The 19729-nt window shown below is 68.5% G+C and carries 21 protein-coding genes; 15 read left to right on the top strand and 6 right to left on the bottom strand.

The features are described from left to right. The first annotated feature begins 42 nt into the window (after positions 1–42). From mtrB to secA, 7 genes are all read left to right on the top strand, one after another. Positions 43–1770, top strand: a complete 1728-nt coding sequence (mtrB, locus tag MU582_05860; GenBank protein ID UPK76164.1) for an MtrAB system histidine kinase MtrB — start codon at positions 43–45, stop codon at positions 1768–1770. Beyond that, positions 1770–3536, top strand: a complete 1767-nt coding sequence (locus tag MU582_05865) for an LpqB family beta-propeller domain-containing protein (GenBank protein UPK76165.1) — start codon at positions 1770–1772, stop codon at positions 3534–3536. Before mtrB ends, MU582_05865 begins: the two co-directional genes overlap by 1 nt. A 69-nt stretch (positions 3537–3605) precedes the next feature. Next, entirely contained in the window at positions 3606–4400 is a 795-nt protein-coding gene (locus MU582_05870) for a ComF family protein (protein ID UPK76166.1), read from the top strand. An 18-nt stretch (positions 4401–4418) separates the two neighbouring features. Further along, the gene (gene raiA, locus MU582_05875) at positions 4419–5078 is read left to right on the top strand and encodes a ribosome-associated translation inhibitor RaiA (GenBank protein UPK76167.1); all 660 of its coding nucleotides are present in this window, start codon (positions 4419–4421) and stop codon (positions 5076–5078) included. A 2-nt stretch (positions 5079–5080) separates the two neighbouring features. Further along, entirely contained in the window at positions 5081–5770 is a 690-nt protein-coding gene (locus MU582_05880) for a response regulator transcription factor (protein ID UPK76168.1), read from the top strand. A 51-nt stretch (positions 5771–5821) separates the two neighbouring features. After that, on the top strand, positions 5822–7024 hold the full coding sequence (locus MU582_05885) for a winged helix DNA-binding domain-containing protein (GenBank protein UPK76169.1): 1203 nt from the start codon (positions 5822–5824) through the stop codon (positions 7022–7024). A 159-nt stretch (positions 7025–7183) separates the two neighbouring features. Continuing rightward, the gene (gene secA / locus MU582_05890) at positions 7184–9889 is read left to right on the top strand and encodes a preprotein translocase subunit SecA (protein UPK77119.1); all 2706 of its coding nucleotides are present in this window, start codon (positions 7184–7186) and stop codon (positions 9887–9889) included. Between the two features lie 30 nt (positions 9890–9919). Here secA and MU582_05895 read toward each other — a convergent pair whose 3' ends face one another. Both MU582_05895 and MU582_05900 read right to left on the bottom strand, forming a co-directional pair. Then, positions 9920–10399 (bottom strand): Rv3235 family protein, encoded by a 480-nt coding sequence (locus MU582_05895; protein ID UPK76170.1) that lies wholly within the window; start codon positions 10397–10399, stop codon positions 9920–9922. Then, positions 10396–11037 (bottom strand): hypothetical protein, encoded by a 642-nt coding sequence (locus MU582_05900; protein ID UPK76171.1) that lies wholly within the window; start codon positions 11035–11037, stop codon positions 10396–10398. The genes MU582_05895 and MU582_05900 overlap by 4 nt, the downstream gene beginning before the upstream one ends. Before the next feature lie 129 nt (positions 11038–11166). Here MU582_05900 and MU582_05905 point away from each other — a divergent pair, with 129 nt between their 5' ends. Further along, the gene (locus MU582_05905; protein ID UPK76172.1) at positions 11167–11697 is read left to right on the top strand and encodes a hypothetical protein; all 531 of its coding nucleotides are present in this window, start codon (positions 11167–11169) and stop codon (positions 11695–11697) included. A gap of 6 nt (positions 11698–11703) precedes the next feature. On the opposite strand, the gene MU582_05910 is transcribed toward MU582_05905, so the two are convergent. After that, positions 11704–11946 carry a helix-turn-helix domain-containing protein gene (locus tag MU582_05910; GenBank protein ID UPK76173.1) on the bottom strand — a complete coding sequence of 81 codons (243 nt, stop codon included), beginning with the start codon at positions 11944–11946 and terminating at the stop codon, positions 11704–11706. Between the two features lie 102 nt (positions 11947–12048). Between MU582_05910 and MU582_05915 the strand changes: the two genes are divergently transcribed. The 6 genes from MU582_05915 to MU582_05940 all read left to right on the top strand — a co-directional run bounded on the left by MU582_05915 (position 12049) and on the right by MU582_05940 (position 16327). Next, positions 12049–12741 carry a hypothetical protein gene (locus MU582_05915; protein ID UPK76174.1) on the top strand — a complete coding sequence of 231 codons (693 nt, stop codon included), beginning with the start codon at positions 12049–12051 and terminating at the stop codon, positions 12739–12741. Beyond that, positions 12738–13661: a hypothetical protein gene (locus MU582_05920; GenBank protein UPK76175.1), complete on the top strand. Its 924-nt coding sequence runs from the start codon at positions 12738–12740 to the stop codon at positions 13659–13661. The genes MU582_05915 and MU582_05920 overlap by 4 nt, the downstream gene beginning before the upstream one ends. A gap of 65 nt (positions 13662–13726) precedes the next feature. Next, positions 13727–13972, top strand: coding sequence for a hypothetical protein (locus MU582_05925; GenBank protein ID UPK76176.1), 246 nt, complete (start codon positions 13727–13729; stop codon positions 13970–13972). A 45-nt stretch (positions 13973–14017) separates the two neighbouring features. Further along, complete coding sequence (locus MU582_05930; GenBank protein UPK76177.1) at positions 14018–14500, top strand: GNAT family N-acetyltransferase; 483 nt, start codon at positions 14018–14020, stop codon at positions 14498–14500. 37 nt (positions 14501–14537) lie between these two features. Beyond that, a complete protein-coding gene (locus MU582_05935; protein UPK76178.1) occupies positions 14538–15962 on the top strand; it encodes a wax ester/triacylglycerol synthase family O-acyltransferase in 1425 nt (474 codons plus the stop codon). Next, positions 15962–16327 carry a hypothetical protein gene (locus MU582_05940; GenBank protein UPK76179.1) on the top strand — a complete coding sequence of 122 codons (366 nt, stop codon included), beginning with the start codon at positions 15962–15964 and terminating at the stop codon, positions 16325–16327. The genes MU582_05935 and MU582_05940 overlap by 1 nt, the downstream gene beginning before the upstream one ends. On the opposite strand, the gene MU582_05945 is transcribed toward MU582_05940, so the two are convergent. Both MU582_05945 and MU582_05950 read right to left on the bottom strand, forming a co-directional pair. Further along, entirely contained in the window at positions 16299–16931 is a 633-nt protein-coding gene (locus MU582_05945; protein UPK76180.1) for a hypothetical protein, read from the bottom strand. The two genes, MU582_05940 and MU582_05945, sit on opposite strands and share 29 nt — an antisense overlap. A gap of 6 nt (positions 16932–16937) precedes the next feature. Then, positions 16938–17387 (bottom strand): MarR family transcriptional regulator, encoded by a 450-nt coding sequence (locus tag MU582_05950; GenBank protein UPK76181.1) that lies wholly within the window; start codon positions 17385–17387, stop codon positions 16938–16940. Positions 17388–17479: 92 nt separating this feature from the next. Between MU582_05950 and pruA the strand changes: the two genes are divergently transcribed. Next, positions 17480–19108, top strand: a complete 1629-nt coding sequence (pruA, locus tag MU582_05955) for an L-glutamate gamma-semialdehyde dehydrogenase (protein UPK76182.1) — start codon at positions 17480–17482, stop codon at positions 19106–19108. Positions 19109–19119: 11 nt separating this feature from the next. On the opposite strand, the gene MU582_05960 is transcribed toward pruA, so the two are convergent. Further along, entirely contained in the window at positions 19120–19602 is a 483-nt protein-coding gene (locus MU582_05960; GenBank protein UPK76183.1) for a DUF2505 domain-containing protein, read from the bottom strand. Between the last annotated feature and the right edge of the window lie 127 nt (positions 19603–19729).

The raw sequence follows: 19729 nt of genomic DNA on the forward strand, positions 1-19729 counted from the left end.
GAAGGGACGATCGTCGCGCCGATACCGGCGCGGCCGGAGGCGATGAGCGGCGAGCGTACGCAGGAGCAGGCGCCGGGCACCCGGATGGGTGCACGGGTGCTGGCGATCGTGCGCCGCGTGCTCGGCCTGCTCGCCCGCCCGTTCGTCCTCGGGGTACGTCTGTGGCGGCGCTCGGTCCAAGCCCGGGTCGTGATCAGCACCCTCGCCTTGTGCGTGATCGTGATCGGTCTGGTCGGTTGGGTGCTGATCCGCCAGGTCGCGGAGGGTCTGGTCGACAACCGCCGTGACGCCGCGCTGTCGGTGGCCGAGGAGGGTTTCTCGACCGCGCAGGAGAACCTCAGCGCGAGCCCCACCCAGGGTGCGTTCGACGAGTCCCAGATGCTCGGCGATGTGTACGACGTGCTGGTGACCCAGGGCGGCTCGGCGCGGGCGTACGAGGTGGTTCTCGAGGGCCCGCTGTCCGCGGCCGGCAGCAGCGGTACGACCGGTATGCGCTCATTACCCGAGCTCGAACCCTCCAGCATTCCCACAGCGCTGAAGTCCGACGTCGACGCAGAGACCCCGAGCGCCAGCAGCGACGAGGCACCGCAGATCCACTGGACGTACACCGAGCTGTCCATGGAGGGCAGCCCGGAAGGCGTACCGGCCATCGCCGTGGGACGAGTCGTGCAGATGCCGGGCGATGGCAACCGGTACGCGCTGTACTACCTGTTCTCGATGGAGGAGCAGCAGAACACCCTCCACCAGATCGCATCGGCGATGATCTACGCCGGGATCGCGTTGACGGTGCTCGTCGCGGGCGTCGCATGGATCGTCACCCGCCAGGTCGTCACTCCCGTACGCCTCGCGCGGCGGATCGCCGAGCGGCTCGCGGCCGGTCGCCTCGAGGAGCGCATGCACGTACGCGGCGAGGACGACATCGCTCGACTCGGCATGTCGTTCAACCAGATGGCGAGCAGCCTGCAGAAGCAGATCCGTCAGCTGGAGGAGCTTTCCCGGGTGCAGCACCGGTTCGTCTCGGATGTCTCCCACGAGCTGCGTACACCGCTCACGACCGTTCGGATGGCCGCCGACGTGCTGCACGACGCCCGGCAGACCTTCGACCCGATGACCGCGCGGTCGGCGGAGCTGCTGCAGGCCGAGCTCGATCGCTTCGAGGCATTGCTCGGCGATCTACTGGAGATCAGCAGGTTCGACGCCGGTGCCGCGCGACTGGAGGTCGAGCGAGTCGACCTCGCCGAGGTCGCCGACCGGGTCAGCGACTTCTATCGCGGGTTCGCCGAGCGCCACGGCGTCACCCTGACGGTACGCGCGGAGTCCCGTCCGGTCGAGGTCGAGGCCGATGTGCGGCGGATCGAGCGAGTCGTACGCAACCTGGTCGCCAACGCGATCAACTACAGCCGCTCCGAGCGGGTCGACCTGCTGGTCGCGGGCACCGACACGAGTGCGGCGATCGCCGTACGCGACTACGGCATCGGCCTGCGGCCCGGAGAGGCGCAGCTGGTGTTCAACCGCTTCTGGCGCGCCGATCCGTCGCGCGTACGCACCAGCGGCGGTACGGGGCTCGGGTTGGCGATCTCGCTCGAGGACGCCACCCTGCACGGTGGCTGGCTGCAGGCCTGGGGCGAGCCGGACAAGGGTGCGCAGTTCCGGCTGACTCTGCCCACGCATGCCGGCGAGACCGTCGAACGGTCGCCGCTTCCGCTCGTGCCCCGCGACGCCGGCAGGGTGGTCGCCAGGCGTATGACGCAGGTGGGGGTCGACGAGTGATGCGTACGCGCCCCTCAGCAGTAGCCGTGCTGCTTGCCGTTGCAGCGCTGGCGATGACCGGGTGTGCCTCGATTCCGGATCACGGCGTCGTACACACCGCGGACTCGACGACCGACAAACAGGTCGACGCGGAGTTCACGCCGGCGGGTCCGCAGCCGGGCGCACGTCCCGCCGAGCTCGTCGATCAGTTCCTGATCGCGATGAAGGCACAACCGGTGACGAGCGAGATCGCCCGCAAATTCCTCACCGACAAGGCAGCCTCCGAATGGGACCCCAACCGCGAGACCGTCGTCTACGACTCCGAGACCCAGCGCTCGAAGTCCGGCGACCGGATCGAGCTCGTACTCGACACGTACGCCACCCTGGGCCAACGCGGTGCGTTCGAGCCGGCGTTCGGCACCGACCGCACCATCGACCTGAAGTTCAAGAAGGAGCACGGGCAGTGGCGGATCTCCAACCCGCCGAACTCCTATCTGCTGACCCAGAGCCAGTTCGAGACGAACTACCTGCCGATCTCCTTGTACTTCGTCGCCGACTCCCATCGGGCGGTCGTACCTGAGCCCGTCTTCTTGCCCGAGGGCGACCAGCTGGCCACGAGTGCGATGACCGGACTGCTCGCGGGCCCGTCCGACGGGCTCGGCGCCACCGCGACCACGTTCCTCCCCGAGGGCACCGATCTGGAGGTTTCGGTCCGCGTCAGCGATGCGGGGATCGCCGAGGTACGTCTCACCGGTGACCTCGACGATCTGGACTCCGACGCCAGGCAACTGATGTCGGCGCAGATCGTGCTGACGCTGCGGCAGGTGCCGAGCGTCGAGGGCGTGCGTCTGCTCGTCGACGACGTGCCGTACGACGTGCCCGGCGTCGGGGAGGTGCAGGCGAGCAACGCCTGGAGCCGCTACGACCCGTCGGTCTCATCGGAGCCGAGCGACCTGTTCGCGATGCGTGATGGGCGTTTGGTGGTGATCCAGGACGACGAGGTGCACGAGTTCGCCGGACCGTGGGAGGGCAAACGGGGCGACATCGACGACTTCGCCGTCAACGCCTCGGAGGATCGGATCGCCGTCATCGACGACGGGCGTACGACGGCCTCCGAAGGCTCGCTGGCGATCAACGCGACCGAGCGCCGGACCGTACTGGTCGGCAACCACCTGCTCGCGCCGCACTGGGACCCCCTCGGCTGGCTCTGGCTGGTCGATGCACGCCAGGAGTCGACGAGCGTCGCGTCCTGGAGACGCGGGTCCAAGCTCCGCTCGATCCCGATCGGCGCGCTCGACGGCAAACGCGTGCTCAGCACCTCGATCTCACCCGACGGCGCACGGTTCGCCGCGATCGCCGCACCGCCCGGTTCGAAGGACGGACGTGCCACAGAGGTGTACGTCGGGTTCATCCGCCGGACGAGCAAGGACAACGCACCCGTCTCGGTCGAGAACGTCCGGCGCGTACGCCTGGACAGCAGTAGCCTCCGGAACATCCGTTCGCTCGCCTGGCGCGACGCGACACATCTGGTGCTGCTCGCCGACCGGGGCTCAGTGCACGGCCAGCCGTACGTCGTCGCGATCGACGGCTCGAGCATCACGGGTGGGCTGACCGTCGGCCAGGCACCGCTGCCCGACGTCGGAGCGGTGTCGGTTGCCGCCTCCGGGCGCATCAGCGACCCGATCTATGTCACGGACGACGACGGCGGCGTGTGGAAGCTCGACAGCACGCAACGCTGGGCGGAGATCAGCGACGAAAAGATGTGGACGCCGCACTACGCGGGCTGATCGACAGTCGTCCACAGGTTCGTTCGACACCGCGACACCTTCGCGTACGTGCAGGCATCCTGACTGGGTGTGAGAGACCTTCGTACGCTCGCAGCTGCCGCGGCAGATCTCGTCGTCGGCATGCGTTGCGCCGGCTGCGAGCTGCCGGGTCTGCAGTTGTGCGCCTCGTGTCGTGGCGCCCTGCGGGCGAGCCCTCGCCGGTGTTGGCCCGACCCCTGCCCGCCGGGTCTGCTCGAGCCGGCGCCCGTCCCGCCGTGGTGTTCGGCGGCGTACGCCGGGGTCGTACGCGCGGTGCTGCTGCAGTACAAGGAGCGTGGCCGAGACGGCCTTGCGGGCCCGCTCGCCGCATTGCTGGCGGCATCGATCCGTGCGTCGCTCGCGGCAGAGCAGTCGGCGGCGTGCTGGGCTCTCGTACCCATGGCATCGCGGCGTTCGACGGTGCGTGCGCGTGGGTACGACGGTGTTCTGCTGATCGCTCGGCTCGCCGCCGGTCAGCTGCGCAGACAGGGTTACGACGTGCGCGTGCGCCGTGCCCTGCGTCATCGGCGCGCGGTCGCCGACCAGGCCGGTCTCTCCGCCACCCAACGCCACGAGAACCTTCGCGGTGCGTTGCGCAGCGTCTCAGCGCATTGGCCACCGGACCGGCGGGTGATCGTCGTCGACGATGTCGTCACGACCGGCGCGACGCTCGCCGCGGCGGCCGAGGCGTTGCGTGATGCGGGTGCGCCGGTTGTGGGCGCGGCCGTTGTGGCCGCCACGCCGAGACGTTCCGGGCGCACATCGTGCGTCGGCGCAACGTCTCGTTCACTTGGCCTACCGAAACCGTCCGCGGCGGGTTACCGTTCAGGACATGTGAACGTGTAGCCACTCGAGGAGGTCCCCGTGGAGATCGTGGTCAAGGGTCGGCATATCGAGGTCAGTGAACGTTTTCGGGAGCACGTACACGAGAAGCTCGCGCGAATCGAGAAGTTCGAGCAGCGCCAGCGGTTGAGCCGGATCGAGGTGATGGTCGATCTCGAGCGCAATCCACGACTGCACGACCGTGCGGCACGCGTCGAGATGACGGTTCGTTCGCGTGGCCCGGTGATTCGGGCCGAGGCGTGCGCAGAGGACAAGATGGCCGCCCTCGACATGGCGGTCGACAAGCTCGAGTCGCGTCTGCGCAAGGCGGCTGACCGGCGGCGGATCCATCACGGCAGCCGGCGCCCGGTCTCGGTCGCCGAGGCGACCGCGGGCGGAGACCTGGTCGAGCCGAGCCTGGTCGGTGCGGTCAACGGCAATGCCGCGGCGACCGCGGAAGCCGAGGCCGTCCGCAAGGCCGGTCCGATCGACGTCGTCGGCGACGGTCCGCTGGTCGTACGCGAGAAGACCCACGATGCGCAGCCCATGACGCTCGACCAAGCGCTGTACGAGATGGAGATGGTGGGGCACGACTTCTACCTGTTCATCGACAAGGACAGCGCGCAGCCCAGCGTCGTCTACCGGCGACGGGGGTACGACTACGGCGTCATTCATCTGGCTCCCGCCCATGACATGATCTGAGGGTGTCTACAGACCCCGAGGCGACCAACGGCGCCGCCTCCGGTGTTACTCGGGTGCTCGTGGTCGATGACCAGGAGCTGTTCCGGCGCGGGCTGATGATGGTGCTCGCGGGGGAGGACGATCTGGAGATCGTCGGCGACGCACCCGATGGCCCGACCGCGCTGGGCATGGTCGTCGAGCTGCGACCCGACGTCGCACTGCTCGACGTACGCATGCCCGGCGTGTCCGGCCTGGAGACGTGTGCGGCGATGCGCACGATCGCGCCGGACACCCGGATCATCATGCTCACCTCGAGCGACGACGAGTCCGATCTGTACGCCTCGGTCAAGGCCGGCGCATCGGGCTATCTGCTCAAGGACGCCTCGATCGACGAGGTCGCCGACGCCGTGCGGCTGGTCGCCGACGGGCAGTCGCTGATCAACCCGGCGATGGCGGCGAAGCTGCTCGAGGAGTTCAAGCTGATGGCGCAGCCTCGGCCGGAGGAGCCCCCAGGTCCGCGGTTGACCGGACGCGAGCTGGAGGTGCTGAAGGAGGTCGCCCGGGGGCTGAACAACCGCCAGATCGCCTCCGCGCTGTTCATCAGCGAGAACACCGTCAAGAACCACATCCGCAACATCTTGGAGAAGCTGCAGCTGCACTCGCGGGTCGAGGCCGTGATGTACGCCGTACGCCAGAAGCTCCTCGACGTCTGACGGGCCGCTGCCCGGCCCGCTTGTCGGAGGCGACCGATAGCGTCTGACGCGATGTCAGAGCTCACCTTCACTCCGCTGCAGGCCCGCCGGATCGCCCTCGGTGCGCTCGGCTTCGCGCGCCGGCGTCCCGAGACCGCGACCGTACGTCACGTCAACGCGGTCAGCGAGCGGCTCGGGTTGTTCCAGATCGACTCGATCAACGTGCTCACGCGGGCGCACTACATGCCGTTGTTCTCGCGGATCGGCGCGTACGACCCGCAGATCCTGCACCGCATGTTCGGGCGTGCTCCGCGGCGCATGTTCGAGTACTGGGCGCACGAGGCGTCGCTCGTTCGCACCGAGCTCTACCCCTCGCTGCGGTTTCGCATGCGCGACGGAGCCCGCATGTGGGGGTCGATGAGGCGCATCGCCGCCGAGCACCCCGGCATCGTCGACTGGGTGCTGAGTGAGGTGGGCGAGCGCGGGCCCCTCACCGCGCGTGAGATCGAGTACGACGTCACCCACAGCCGCGACGACTGGGGGTGGAACTGGTCGGTGGTCAAGACCGCACTCGAGTACCTCTTCTTCAAGGGCGAGGTCACCTCGGCGCGGCGCAACGCGGCCTTCGAGCGTGTCTATGACCTGCCCGAGCGGGTGCTGCCCTCGAAGGTCCTCGACGAGCCCGAGCCGGACCGTCACGAGGCGCACCGCACGCTCGTACACGAGTCCGCGCGGGCACTCGGCATCGGCACGGAGCAATGCCTGCGCGACTACTTCCGTCTCGCGCCCAAGCCTGCCCGCGCGGCGATCGCCGACCTGGTCGACGCGGGCGAGCTGTTACCTGCTCGCATCGCGGGCTGGTCGCGGCCGGCGTACTTGCACGCGGAGGCGAGCCAGCCGCGGCGCATCCGGGCGCGCGCCCTGGTGAGCCCGTTCGACCCGCTGGTCTTCGAGCGGCGGCGCACCGAGGAGCTCTTCGGCTTCCGCTACCGCATCGAGATCTACGTACCCGAGCCCAAGCGCGTCTACGGCTACTACGTGCTGCCGTTCCTGCTCGGCGATGCGCTGGTCGCCCGGGTCGACCTGAAGGCCGACCGGGCGAGCGGCGAGCTGCTGGTCAAGGGCGCGTACGCGGAGGACGACGCTCCGCCCGACACCGCCGCGGAGCTGGCCGCCGAGCTCACCCTGCTGGCCGAATGGCTCGGCCTGTCCGATGTGGTCGTCGCGCCGCGGGGCGACCTGGCCCCCGCGCTCGCCCGCAGATTCGCCTCGTGAGGTCACGGCGCCAGCGGGCCGGGCGCGAACGTACGCGGGCGGCGTTTCGGTACGACCCCACCTACTCGCTACCATGGCCAGGTTAGACATCCGTCGTACATCCATGCCCAGACCCAGGAGTCCGCACCCGTGCCGAAAGTGCTCGACAAGATCCTAAGGATGGGCGAGGGCAAGATCCTTCGCCAGCTGCAGTCGATCGCCAACCAGGTGAACGACCTGGAGCCCGATTTCGAGGCGATGAGCGACGAAGAGCTGCAGGCGATGACGCCTGAGTTCAAGCAGCGGCTCGAGGACGGCCAGACCCTCGACGACATCATGCCCGAGGCGTTCGCGACCGTACGCGAGGCCGCGCGCCGCATCCTCGGCCAGCGCCACTTCGACGTCCAGATCATGGGCGGCGCAGCGCTGCACCTCGGCAACATCGCGGAGATGAAGACCGGTGAGGGCAAGACGCTCGTCGCGACCCTCCCGGTCTACCTCAACGGTCTCAGCGGCAAGGGCGTCCACGTGGTCACGGTCAACGACTACCTGGCGAAGTACCACGCCGACTGGATGGGCCGTGTCTACCGGTTCCTGGGTCTGACGGTCGGCACCGTCGTCCCGAGCCTCTCGTCGGACGAGCGCCGCGCCGCGTACGCCGCCGACATCACCTACGGCACCAACAACGAGTTCGGCTTCGACTACCTGCGCGACAACATGGCCCAGGCGCTGGAGGAGTGCGTCCAGCGCGAGCACAACTACGCGATCGTCGATGAGGTCGACTCCATCCTGATCGATGAGGCGCGTACGCCGCTGATCATCTCGGGCCCCACCCAGGACGAAGTCAAGTGGTACGGCGAGTTCGCGAAGCTCGTCCGCACGATGCGCGTCGACGTCGACTACGAGGTCGACGAGAAGAAGCGCACGGTCTCCGTCCTCGAGGGCGGGATCGAGCGCACCGAGGACCACCTCGGCATCGACAACCTCTACGACGCCGTCAACACGCCCCTGATCAGCTTCCTGAACAACGCGATCAAGGCGAAAGAGCTGTTCAAGAACGACAAGGACTACGTCGTCATCGACGGCGATGTGCTCATCGTCGACGAGCACACGGGCCGCATCCTCGACGGTCGCCGCTACAACGAGGGTCTCCATCAGGCGATCGAGGCCAAGGAGGGCGTACGCATCCGCGAGGAGTACCAAACCCTCGCCACGATCACCTTGCAGAACTACTTCCGGCAGTACGACAAGCTGGCCGGGATGACCGGTACGGCGATGACCGAGGCGTCGGAGTTCGACAAGATCTACAAGCTCGGCGTGGTGCCCATCCCGACCAACAAGCCGGTCGCCCGCGTCGACAACGCCGACCTCGTCTACCGCACGGAGGACGCGAAGTACGACGCGGTCGCCGATGACATCGCGGAGCGCCATGCGAAGGGCCAGCCGGTGCTCGTCGGCACGGCGAGCGTCGAGAAGAGCGAGGTGCTGGCCAAGCTGCTGAAGCGGCGCCGCATCCCGCACGAGGTGCTCAACGCGAAGCAGCACGAGCGCGAGGCGGCGATCGTCGCACTGGCCGGCCACAAGGGCGCGGTCACGGTTGCGACCAACATGGCCGGGCGCGGCACCGACATCATGCTCGGCGGCAACGTCGAGTTCCTCGCCGACGCCGAGCTGCGCAAGAAGGGTCTCGACCCGGAGGAGAACTCCGAGGAGTACGAGGCGGAGTGGCCGGCGATGGTCGAGAAGATCGAGCAGCAGGTCAAGGCCGAGCACGACGAGGTTTCCCGCGCCGGCGGTCTGGCTGTGATCGGCACCGAGCGTCACGAGTCGCGCCGGATCGACAACCAGCTGCGCGGTCGTTCGGGGCGCCAGGGCGACCCCGGTCTTTCGCAGTTCTACCTATCGCTCGAAGACCACCTGATGCGGTTGTTCAAGTCCGACCTCGTCGACTGGGTCCTCACCACCATGAAGATCCCCGACGACGTCCCGATCGAGAACAAACGCGTCACCGGCGCGATCGCCTCGGCGCAGGCGCAGGTCGAGTCGCAGAACTTCGAGACTCGTAAGAACATCCTGAAGTACGACGACGTGATGAGTCGCCAGCGCGATGTCATCTATGCCGAGCGCCGCCGAGTCCTCGAGGGCGAGGATCTGCAGGAGTGGATCCGCTCGATGATCGAGAGCGTCGTCGAGGCGTACGTCGACGGTGCGACCGAGGGCTTCCCGGAGGAGTGGGACCTCGAGAAGCTGTGGACGGCTCTCGAAACCCTCTACCCGGTCAGCCAGACGATCAGCGCGCTCGAGGAGGAGCACGGCGGGCGGCCAGGTCTGACTCGTGACGTTCTGGCCGAGGTGCTCGTCGCGGATGCGCTCGCGGCGTACGAGAAGCGTGAAGCCGAGCTCGGCGCAGAGGTGATGCGTGAGCTCGAGCGGCGGGTCATCCTGAGCGTGCTCGACCGTAAGTGGCGCGAGCACCTGTACGAGATGGACTACCTGCGCGAGGGCATCGGTCTGCGCGCGTACTCACAGCGCGATCCGCTGGTCGAGTACCAGCGCGAGGGCTTCGACCTGTTCAAGGCCATGATGGAGGGCATCCAGGAGGAGTCCGTCGGATTCTTGTTCAACCTCGAGGTGCAGGTCGACGACGAGGCCGATGAGGACGACGAGCTCGAGGAGTCCGGTCCGCGGATCTCCGCGAAGGGTCTGGCCGCACAGCGCGAGCAGCGGTTGGCGTACTCCGCCCCGTCGGCCGACGGGGATGCCGAGCCCGAAGTCAAGGTCGAGGACACCTCCGACGAGGGCGCCCAGCGCCCCAGCAAGGCCCAGCAGAAGAAGGCTCAGCAGAAGAAGAAGGCCCAGCGCAACGCGCGTAAGAAGAACCGCTGAGCATTCTCCGCCAGGGTTTGGAGACACACCCTAGCCCCAGCGCATCGCCGAGCACAGCCAACGGCCGTCGACCAGGTCGAGCCGCAGCGCCAACGCGCGTGAGCGGCCGCCCTGGACGATCCGTGCGCTGATCTCGGCGCATGCGGCCGCCGGCTGCTCGACGTGCACCGACGCGACCCGGGTCGACAGCGGGCCGACCGGGGCGGTACGCGTGGCGGCGCGACCGAGTGACTCCAGCCGGGCGACGAGGTCGTCGTAGACCGACTCGGTCACCATTCGCATCAGCTGGGTCGCCGGCCTGGCGCCGTCGATGATCTCGACGAGGGCCTGCACGATGCGGCGGGATCGGGCCTCCATCTGCGTGTGCGGGCGGTCCCGCGAATGTGTCGCTGCCCGTGGCTGCGGGGCTCCCGGCGAGACGAGGCGCGGCAGTTCAGGCGGTGCAGTCGGGCGCGGGGCCGCGGGTGGCCGTTGGACTCGCAGCGGGATCGTCGGTGTGGACACGGTCATGGTTTCCTCTCTCGATCATCGGTGGGAGGTTCGAGCCGGGTTCCGGGCAGGAGCAGATCCGGATCGGGCCCGATCGCCGCTCGGTTCGCGGCGTACCACCGTTTGCAAGCGCGGGCGACGGCGGCATCGTCGGCTCCGGGCGGCAGCCGCTCTGCCGCGACCCGCCACAGGCTGTCGCCGCTGCGTACGATCACGACGGATCGGCCGTCGACCGGTTTGCGGGCCGGAAGGGATCGGGCCGCAACCGAAGGGCGGTCGGGTAGCTGCAGACCGGAGATGTCCGGCCGAGTGGTCGTCGCGTCGTCGGCCGCGGATGCGGTGATCGGGGCGAGTCCGGCAGCGCCACCGACGACCAGGCCGATGACCGCGGCGACGCAACGCGGCGTGATCCTCTGCGAGAGCCGGGCCGCCAGCGAGCCTGCGCCGCGCACTTCGGCGACGACAGCGAGGGCCGTTGCGACGCACAGCCAGGCGGCGGCGCCGAACGCGACCACCTCGGCGACATCGACGAGGAGGTTCTCGAAGGCGAGTGGCCCGGACGTCGGCCGCACGGAGAGCCGCTGACCGAGCGAGAGGGCGATGGCGGCCGGTGCCAGGGTTGCGGCCATCGCGAGGAGCAGGCGCGGTCTCATCGACATGCGTACCTTCCCAATGCGTACGTTTGATGACGTTTGCTTACATTGAGTTGCGAGTAACGTTCTTAGCGGCTGGCGGTCGTACCGTCAAGCACGCATCCACAGCCGTCGGGTTTGGAGTACGGTTCCGACGTGCGTTGGGATGAGCTCTTCGCGGCACTCGAGTACGAGTACGACGCCATGGACAGGCAGACCCGCGACGCCGACATCGCCGACCGGACCAGAAGCGCGCAGGCGCAGACGTCCTGGCTCATGCGCAGCGTCGGCGCGCAGCTGACCCTGCGGGTACGCGGCGCGGGGCTCGTCCAGGGCCGGGGCGTACGCGCGACACCGGCGTGGTTGCTGCTGCGCGGCGACAACTCGACCGAAACGGTCGTCGCCACGTCGGCCGTGGTGACGATGGCCGGGCTCACCGCAACGGCAACCGGTCTCGACGCCCGCCACGAGCGGCTGGGTTGGACACATGCCTGGCGGGTGCTCAGCCGGGATCGGAGTCTGGTGCGCGTGACCTGCGTCGACGGAGCGGTCGTCAGCGGTGTCGCGCAGACTGTAGGACTCGACTACGTCTCGCTGCGGGCGTACGACGCCGGTCGCCCGACCGGTGCGGATGAGGTCGCCGTCGCCTATGCCGCGATCGCGACGGTGACGGTGGCTCCCCGCTGAGACTTGCTACTGCTGGTCGCCGTCGCCGAACGGATGCGCGTCGATATAGGACTTCGTGGCGGTGTACTGCTCGCTGATGTAGCGCTCGAGCGCGTCGGCCTCGACCCGCCACTGCCCGCGGCCGCCGATCCGGATGGCCGGCAGCTCGCCGCGGCGGACGAGCGCGTACGTCTGCCGGTCGGAGATGTTCAGGATCTCGGCGACGTCGGCCAGCGTGAGGAAGCGCGGCGAATCCGATCCGAGTGGCATGGCCGACAGTCTGCCAGGTGACGCCGACGCGACCGCGCACGTACACCGGGTCCTGTGGACAACCGGTGGCGGAATCTGGGATTTGGTGCACACTGTCTTTCCATGTCAACGGACCGGACCTTGTCGTCCTCGCCCGCGCCGACCGAGTCGGCCTCACCCGCAGCCGCCCGATTGCGCCGCCCGCGATGGTCCGATCCGCGGTTGCTGATCGGAGTGCTGCTGGTCTGCGGGTCGGTCGTGCTCGGCGCCCGGGTGATGGCCGCCGCCGACGACACCTCGGCGGTCTGGTCGGTCTCCGGCGACCACCGAGCCGGTACGCCCGTCGAAAGCTCGGATCTGCGCGCGGTCGACGTACACCTCGGCGACGGCGCCGAGCGGTACGTCGCGGCCGAGGAGTCGATCGAGGACGGTCGTGTGTGGGCCCGTGACGTGCACGGCGGTGAGCTGCTCGGCACGGCCGCGACTGCACCGCCGGACGTACGCGAGGTCGCGCAACTGCCGTTGATCGTGGCTCCGGGCTCGCTGCCGAGTGATCTCTCGAGTGGTGATCGCGTCGAGGTGTGGGTGAGCCGCGGGCCGGACTCGTCGGTACGAGGCAAGGCGGTGCTGGTTCTCGACGGTATGCGGGTGGCTTCCGTGGTTGCCTCACCGGCATCGATGGGCGGTGACCTGAGCGGCTATCGGGTGTTGCTCGCGCTCGAGGAGGACAGTCCCGACCGCCTCGGCAAGGCGCTCGGCGCGATCAGTGCCGGCGACGTCACCCTCGTACGCGAGGTCGCGGGAGACCGGTCGTGAGCCTGTCGGTACTGATCGCGGCCGGTGGCGCTCCGTGGGAGTCGGCCGCCGTGCAGGCGCTGGAGCGCTCGGCGCACGTATCGCATGTACGCCGTTGCGTCGACGTACTCGATCTGGTGGCGACGGCCGCCGCGGGGCGTGCGCACGCCGCGCTGCTGGCCGCCGATCTGCCGGGGCTCGACACCGATGTCGTGCACCGTCTCGCCGAGGCGCGGGTGACGCCGATCGGCTACGCGGACACCGGCGATGACTCGGTGGCCGCGAGGTTTGCGGCGATCGGTGTCGGTGCGTGCAGCGACATCGACGGCCTCGACCGGATCGACGACCTGGTGGTCGCGGCCACGGCCCTGCCGGAGACGGTGCAGCCGATCGACGCGGGTGCGTTCGAGCGTTCCGAGCGCGGCGTCGGGCGCCTGGTCACGGTCTGGGGGCCGACCGGCGCGCCCGGGCGCAGCACGGTGGCGCTCGGACTAGCCGCGGAGTCGGCCGACAGCGGCACACCGACGCTGCTCATCGACGCCGACACCTACGGTGGTTCGATCGCGCAGCTGCTCGCCGTGCTCGACGAGGTGAGTGGCCTGCTCGCGGCGGCACGCAGTGCGGACACGGGTTCGCTCGACCTCGCCGATCTGACGCGTCACGTACGCCAGGTGGGTCCGACGCTGCGACTCCTCACCGGCATTGGCCGCGCAGATCGCTGGCCGCAACTGCGGGTCGGCTCGTTCGACCGCATTCTCGAGACGGCCCGCGAGATGGCGCCCGTCGTGATCGTCGACGTCGGGTTCTGTCTCGAGGTCGACGAGGAGCTCGCGTACGACACAACGGCGCCGCGGCGAAACGCCGTCACCCTGCGGGCACTCGAGCGCTCCGCTCCGTCGTCGCCGTCGGCGCCGCCGATCCGCTCGGTCTCACCCGACTGACCCGAGGCATCCACGAGCTGCGCGACCGCGTACCCGAGCTCGATCTGCACCTCGTCGTCAACCGGATGCGCGACTCGCTCGGCTGGGGCCGCGACGAGATCGCCGGCACGATCGAGCGATTCACCGGTCTGAGCCCGTCGGCCTTCTTGCCCAACGACCAGATCGCGGTCGATCGGGGGTGGGTCGACGGTCGTACGCTCGGCGAAGGGCGCGACTCCGCGTTGCGCAAGGCGATCGGTGACCTCGCGACTGAGTTGTTGGGCACCGCTGCCGTGCGTCCACGCGCCATGGGCCGGCGCTCTCGGCGTTGAGCGCGTCCCGCCTCAGCGCCGGTGGGTTGGGCGATACTTGCACCCGTGATTTCCATCAATGTGCTCGGAGTCGACGATTGGCGGGTGTGGCGCGAGCTGCGACTCGCGGCGCTTGCCGATGCGCCGGGCGCGTTCCGGTCGACGTACGCCTACTGGAGTGGCGAGGGCGACACCGAGGCCAACTGGCGTGATCGGCTTGCGGGTAGGCCGCTGAACCTCGTCCTCGTTCTCGATGCCGACAACGCCGGCATGGTGAGCGCGGCAGGCCCGGACGACGACGGCACGGTAGGGCTGCATTCGATGTGGGTCGCACCGTTCGCTCGCGGCACAGGCGTAGCAGATGCGGCGATCGGAGCCGTCGTCGAGTGGAGTGGCCGGCAGGACGCCCGAGCGGTGGAACTCTGCGTCATGGCGACCAACGAGGCCGCGATGCGGCTGTATCGAAGGCACGGATTCGTCGTGCAAGGCGCCCACGCTGATCATTGCGACGAGCTGGTGATGAGGCGTCCCGGCAACGTCGCGCCATAGTGGCAAGATGAGAGCCCGACCTCTCGCAAGGAGCCCGATGCCTGATCGCCTTGACCCGGTGGCCGCGACGCTGTTGGCCGAGGAGACGCCGACCGCGCCGCGCCATGTCGCGACGCTCGCCGTGCTCGAGGCGCGGGAGAGCGGGTTCGACTACGACCGGCTGGTGTCGGTGGTCAACGAGCGAATCGCGCTGGTGCCGCGCTACCGCCAGCGCGTCGTACGGCTCCCCGGCGGAGTCGGCTCACCGGTGTGGGCCGACGACGACTTCGACCTGAGTTTCCACGTGCGCCGCTCCGCCCTGCCGAGGCCCGGCACGATGGCATCGCTGCGCGAGCTGGTCGCCAGGCTGATCGCACGACCGCTCGACCTCGAACGCCCGCTCTGGGAGGCGTACCTCGTCGAGGGCGTCGGCGACGACAAGGTGGCGTTGCTGATCAAGTCGCATCAGGCGCTCGTCGACGGTTCGGCGACCGTCGACCTTGCCCAGGTGCTGTTGGAGGAGACCGCGTACGAGCGCGACGTACCCGCCGATGACTGGCGCCCGCGGCCGGCACCGAACGCGTTGCGGCTGGCGGGCGAGTCGATTGTCGAGACCGTGACCGATCCCCGCCGGGCCATCGCCGCCGGTGCGTCGATCGCCGGCAAGGTGATCTCGAGGCTTCCGGTGCTCGGTAACCATCGCGTCGAACCACACCCGGTGCTGTCGGCCGAACCGAGCCAGCAGCGCCGATTCGCCAGCCTGCGCACGCGTCTCGACGACTACCGCGCCGTTCGGGACACCCATGGCGGTACAGTCAACGACGTCGTGCTGAGTGTGATCGCGGGCGGGCTGCGGTCATGGCTGCTGACCCGAGCAGAGCCGGTCTCGGCATCCACTCGGTTCCGTGCGTTGGTGCCGATGTCAGTGGTCGGCGATGACGATGATGACGACGCGCCGACCTCCCTGGGCAGCGCGGTACGAGGGCGGCTGCTGTCGTTGCCGGTCGGCGAGGGCAACCCCGTCGTACGTCTTCATCAGGTGTCGTACGCGCTGAAGGCACACCGCGAGACTGGGCTCGCGGTCGCGGCGAACCAGCTCGCGTCGCTTCCCGGTTTCGCGCCCACGACGTTCCACGCGGTGGGTTCGCGAGTCGCCGACACCCAGCCGAAACGGTCGTTCCATCTTGCGGTGACGAACGTACCCGGTCCGCAAGAGCCCATGTACATGGCGGGTGCACGCGTCCTCGAGTCGTACCCCGCGTTGCCGTTGAGCGCTGAGAGAGCACTGTCGATCGGGGTCACGTCGTACGACGGCGGGGTCTACTACGGCATCGTCACCGACCGCGACGCGATCCCCGATGCGGATGTGCTCGCCCAGTGCATCGAGGAGTCGCTCATCGAGCTGGTCGACTCCGCGTCGTCGAGCCGCACCCGAGCGCCCCGCGGGCGAGCTCGACCCCGACGAGACAAGGCCGATCGCTGATGACTCGCGCGTACGTACCGGCGAGCGTCGCGGACCTGCGTTCGCTTGCGGCCGGCGACGCGATCACCGCGATCGCTTCGTACGCAGCGACCCGGGCACTGGCGGCTGAGTACCCCGACGCCGACGCCGAGGAGCTCGAGTACGCGGCGATGATGGCCGCGGCCGAAGACTGTTCGGGCGACCCGGTGATCGTGGTTGCGGCCGATGTCGAGTCGACGGACGCGACCACCCCCGGAGTCGTCACGATCACGAGGGAACTGCGCCTTGATCGCGTTGCTGCCTTCCACGTCGGACCGGCCGGAGCGGATGAGCTCGGCTGGTATGCGACCCAGGAGCTCAGCGACCTGATCGCGGAGCTCGGCTGACCAACCTGTCCTGCGCCTCGCGTACGAACGCACGCGGATCGTCGACGAGGAAGCTCAGTTCAACGATCGTCTGTCGGCCGTGGGGTGTACGCACCGTGAGCGGCTCGGTGAGTTGTGCGTGCACGTTGGTCTGGCCGGAGACCCCGATGCGAAGGTGCGTGCCACTCTCGGTCTCCTCCGGCTGGAACGAGCGCGCCGACGACGGCAGACCCGCACGTCGTACGCTCAGCGTTTCGATCGCCTGCCATGGCACGGCGATGTCGATCGACGCGCCGTTGCGTACCCGAAGTGTCGATGCGTCGAACAGATGCGGGTGTACGCGCAGGCTGGCGAGCATGCCCAACATCCAGATCAGACCCCAAACACCGAGAGCCAAGCCTGCGATCCGCACGGAGTGCCACGGGACGAGCACATGGAACAGCGGTATCTCCATCGCGGATGCGAAGATCCACAGCGCGATCACCGGTGTCGCTGCCTGCGCGTACGTCACGGGAGTCTGGCCGCGCGGAACGCTCGGCCGCCGGATCACCCACCGCGTCAGGCTGGCGTAGAGCCGAAGCTCGTATCGAACGGCGCGGTACGCGAGGTTCAGTGCAGCACGCATGGGCGATCACTCCTTGCTCTGCGCGATCAGGGTCCGCAGCCGGTCGAGTACGTCCGCGAGCCCCTTTGTCAGGCCGTCGTAGCGTCGCGCGGACATGTCACCGAACAGCTGGTGCGCCAGCTCGTGCTGCTGACGTTCGAGGTCGGTCGCGATTGCGGCGCCGTGCTTGGTCAGCGTGACCAGCGATGCGCGGCGGTCGCGCGGATGCGGCTCGCGGGTCACGAACCCGGTCTCGGCGAGGGCATCGACCAGCCCGGTGATGTTGCGCGCACTCACGCCGAGGGCATCCGCCAACGCCTTCTGGGTGGACGGCCCCGCGTGATTCAAGGTCCAGACCACCTGCACCCGCGCACCGGTCAGTCCGATCTTCGCGAGTGCGGTGGTCATGTCCTCGTTGAGCAGCACAGTCAGCTCGAGGATCTGGTTGAGCGCTTCGTCGTAGCGAGTGTCCGGCATATAGTGAATATACTTCACTATGTATTTGATTCGCAAAATTGGCGTGGTGCGTACGTGTAGCAGCGCCTTGTCCGAAGTGCCATGCTGGCCTCATGGATGCAAGCACGCGAGTTCCGCACCCCGTCAACGAACCTGTCCTCACGTACGCGCCGGGCAACCCGGAGCGCGCAGAGCTGGAGAAGCGGCTCGAGGACCTGCAGTCCGAGAAGTACGAGCTGACGAACACGATCGGCGGCGAGGAGTCGATGGGCGGTGGCCGCCGGATCAAGACGGTGCAGCCGCACGCGCATCGCCACGTGCTCGGCGTGATGAAGAACGCGAACGCAGCCGATGCGCGCAGTGCGATCGCCGCCGCGCGCGAAGCGGCGCCTCAGTGGCGGGCGATGCCGTTCGACGACAGGGTCGCCATCATCTTGCGGGCTGCCGAGCTGGCCGCCGGGCCCTGGCGCCAGACGCTCAACGCGGCAACGATGTTGGGTCAGGGCAAAACCGTGCAGCAGGCCGAGATCGACGCCGCATGCGAGCTCATCGACTTCTGGCGCTTCAACGCGTACTTCGCACGACAGATCATGGACGAACAGCCGCTGGCCAACGCGCCCGGCGTGTGGAACCGGCTCGACCACCGCCCGCTCGAGGGCTTCGTGTACGCGATCACTCCGTTCAACTTCACCGCCATCGCCGGCAACCTCCCGACTGCTCCGGCGCTGATGGGCAACACCGTCATCTGGAAGCCGTCGCCGACCCAGCAGCTCGCGGCGCACTTCACCATGCGGCTGCTCGAAGAGGCGGGGATGCCCCCTGGAGTGATCAACCTGCTCACCGGCGACGGCTCCGGCATCTCACCGACGCTGCTGAAGGATCCGAACCTCGCGGGCATCCACTTCACCGGGTCGACGAAGACGTTCCAGTACCTCTGGGGCGAGGTCGGCAAGAACATCGCCGGCTACAAGTCGTACCCGCGCATCGTCGGTGAGACCGGCGGTAAGGACTTCATCGTCGCCCATCCGAGCGCCGATCCGGAGGTTCTTCGTACGGCGATGGTACGCGGAGCGTTCGAGTACCAAGGGCAGAAGTGCTCGGCGGCGTCGCGGGCGTACGTGCCGCGCAGCATGTGGCCGAAGTTGAAGAAGGACCTCGCCGCCGTCACGGAGTCGATCAGCATGGGGCCGGTCACGGACCTGTCCAACTTCATGGGCGCGGTCATCGACGACCGCGCATTCGCCAAGCACAAGGCGGCCCTCGACCGCGCGAAACGACGCAACAACGTACGCGTGATCGCCGGCGGCACGTACGACGACTCCGAGGGCTACTTCGTACGCCCGACGGTGCTGGAGTGTTCCGATGCCGGCGACGAGATGTTCACGACCGAGTACTTCGGCCCGATCCTCGCCGTGCACGTCTACCCCGACGCCCGCTTCGACGACATGCTCGACCAGATGGAGTCGGCAGCCCCGTACGCGCTGACCGGAGCGGTACTGGCCAAGGACCGCGAGGCGGTCGTCGCGACCGACGAGCGGCTACGCTTCGCGGCCGGCAACTTCTACATCAATGACAAGCCGACCGGATCGATCGTCGGCCAGCAGCCGTTCGGCGGCGCCCGCGCATCCGGTACGAACGACAAGGCCGGCTCGGCGCAGAACCTGATGCGCTGGACGTCGACCCGCTCGATCAAGGAGACGTTCGACGCGCCGACCGACTACACGTACCCGCACCAGCGCTGACGCCTCACCGGTCAGGCGAGGTAGTCGGCGGCGGCCTTCTCCTCGATGCGCAGTGCCGCGCTGATCGCCTTGGCGACCTCGGGCTCGAGCTTGCGGCCGACGAACGGCACCTTCACCCGCACATCGCCGGTGACGACCAGGGTGCTGCTGTCGCCGCCGCCGAGCACGCTGGTGCCCTCCATCGACGCGGGCTGCCCCTTGATCCGTACGGAGACCTGCGCTCTGCGCGTACCGTCGGCGTCGGGTGCCGCCCACCGCTCGATCTGCTCGACCTCGATGGTTTTGCCGAGCAGCGCCTTGACGGCATCGGGAACCTCGGCCGGCATGGTGCGCTGCACGGTGATCGTGGCGGTGTCGCCCGATTTGTCGACGTGTACGTCGTACGACTTCGCATGTGCGAGCTCGCACACCTGCTCGCGCCATTTCGGGTCGCACAACATCGCGAACACCGCATCGGGAGCGGCCGCGTAATCGAGAGTCTCGTTCAGCTGCATGCGCACATCATGTCAGCCCCGGACCGTGAGTTGTCGCGGCCGATGCCGCTCGCCGCGCGGCCTTTCGAGGAGATTGTCGACAACTCGGGTGGGGCGGCGTCCGAAGTCCGCTGCCGGGCGTTACTGT

It is taken from the genome of Nocardioidaceae bacterium SCSIO 66511, from assembly GCA_023100825.1.
Lineage (GTDB): Bacteria > Actinomycetota > Actinomycetes > Propionibacteriales > Nocardioidaceae > Solicola.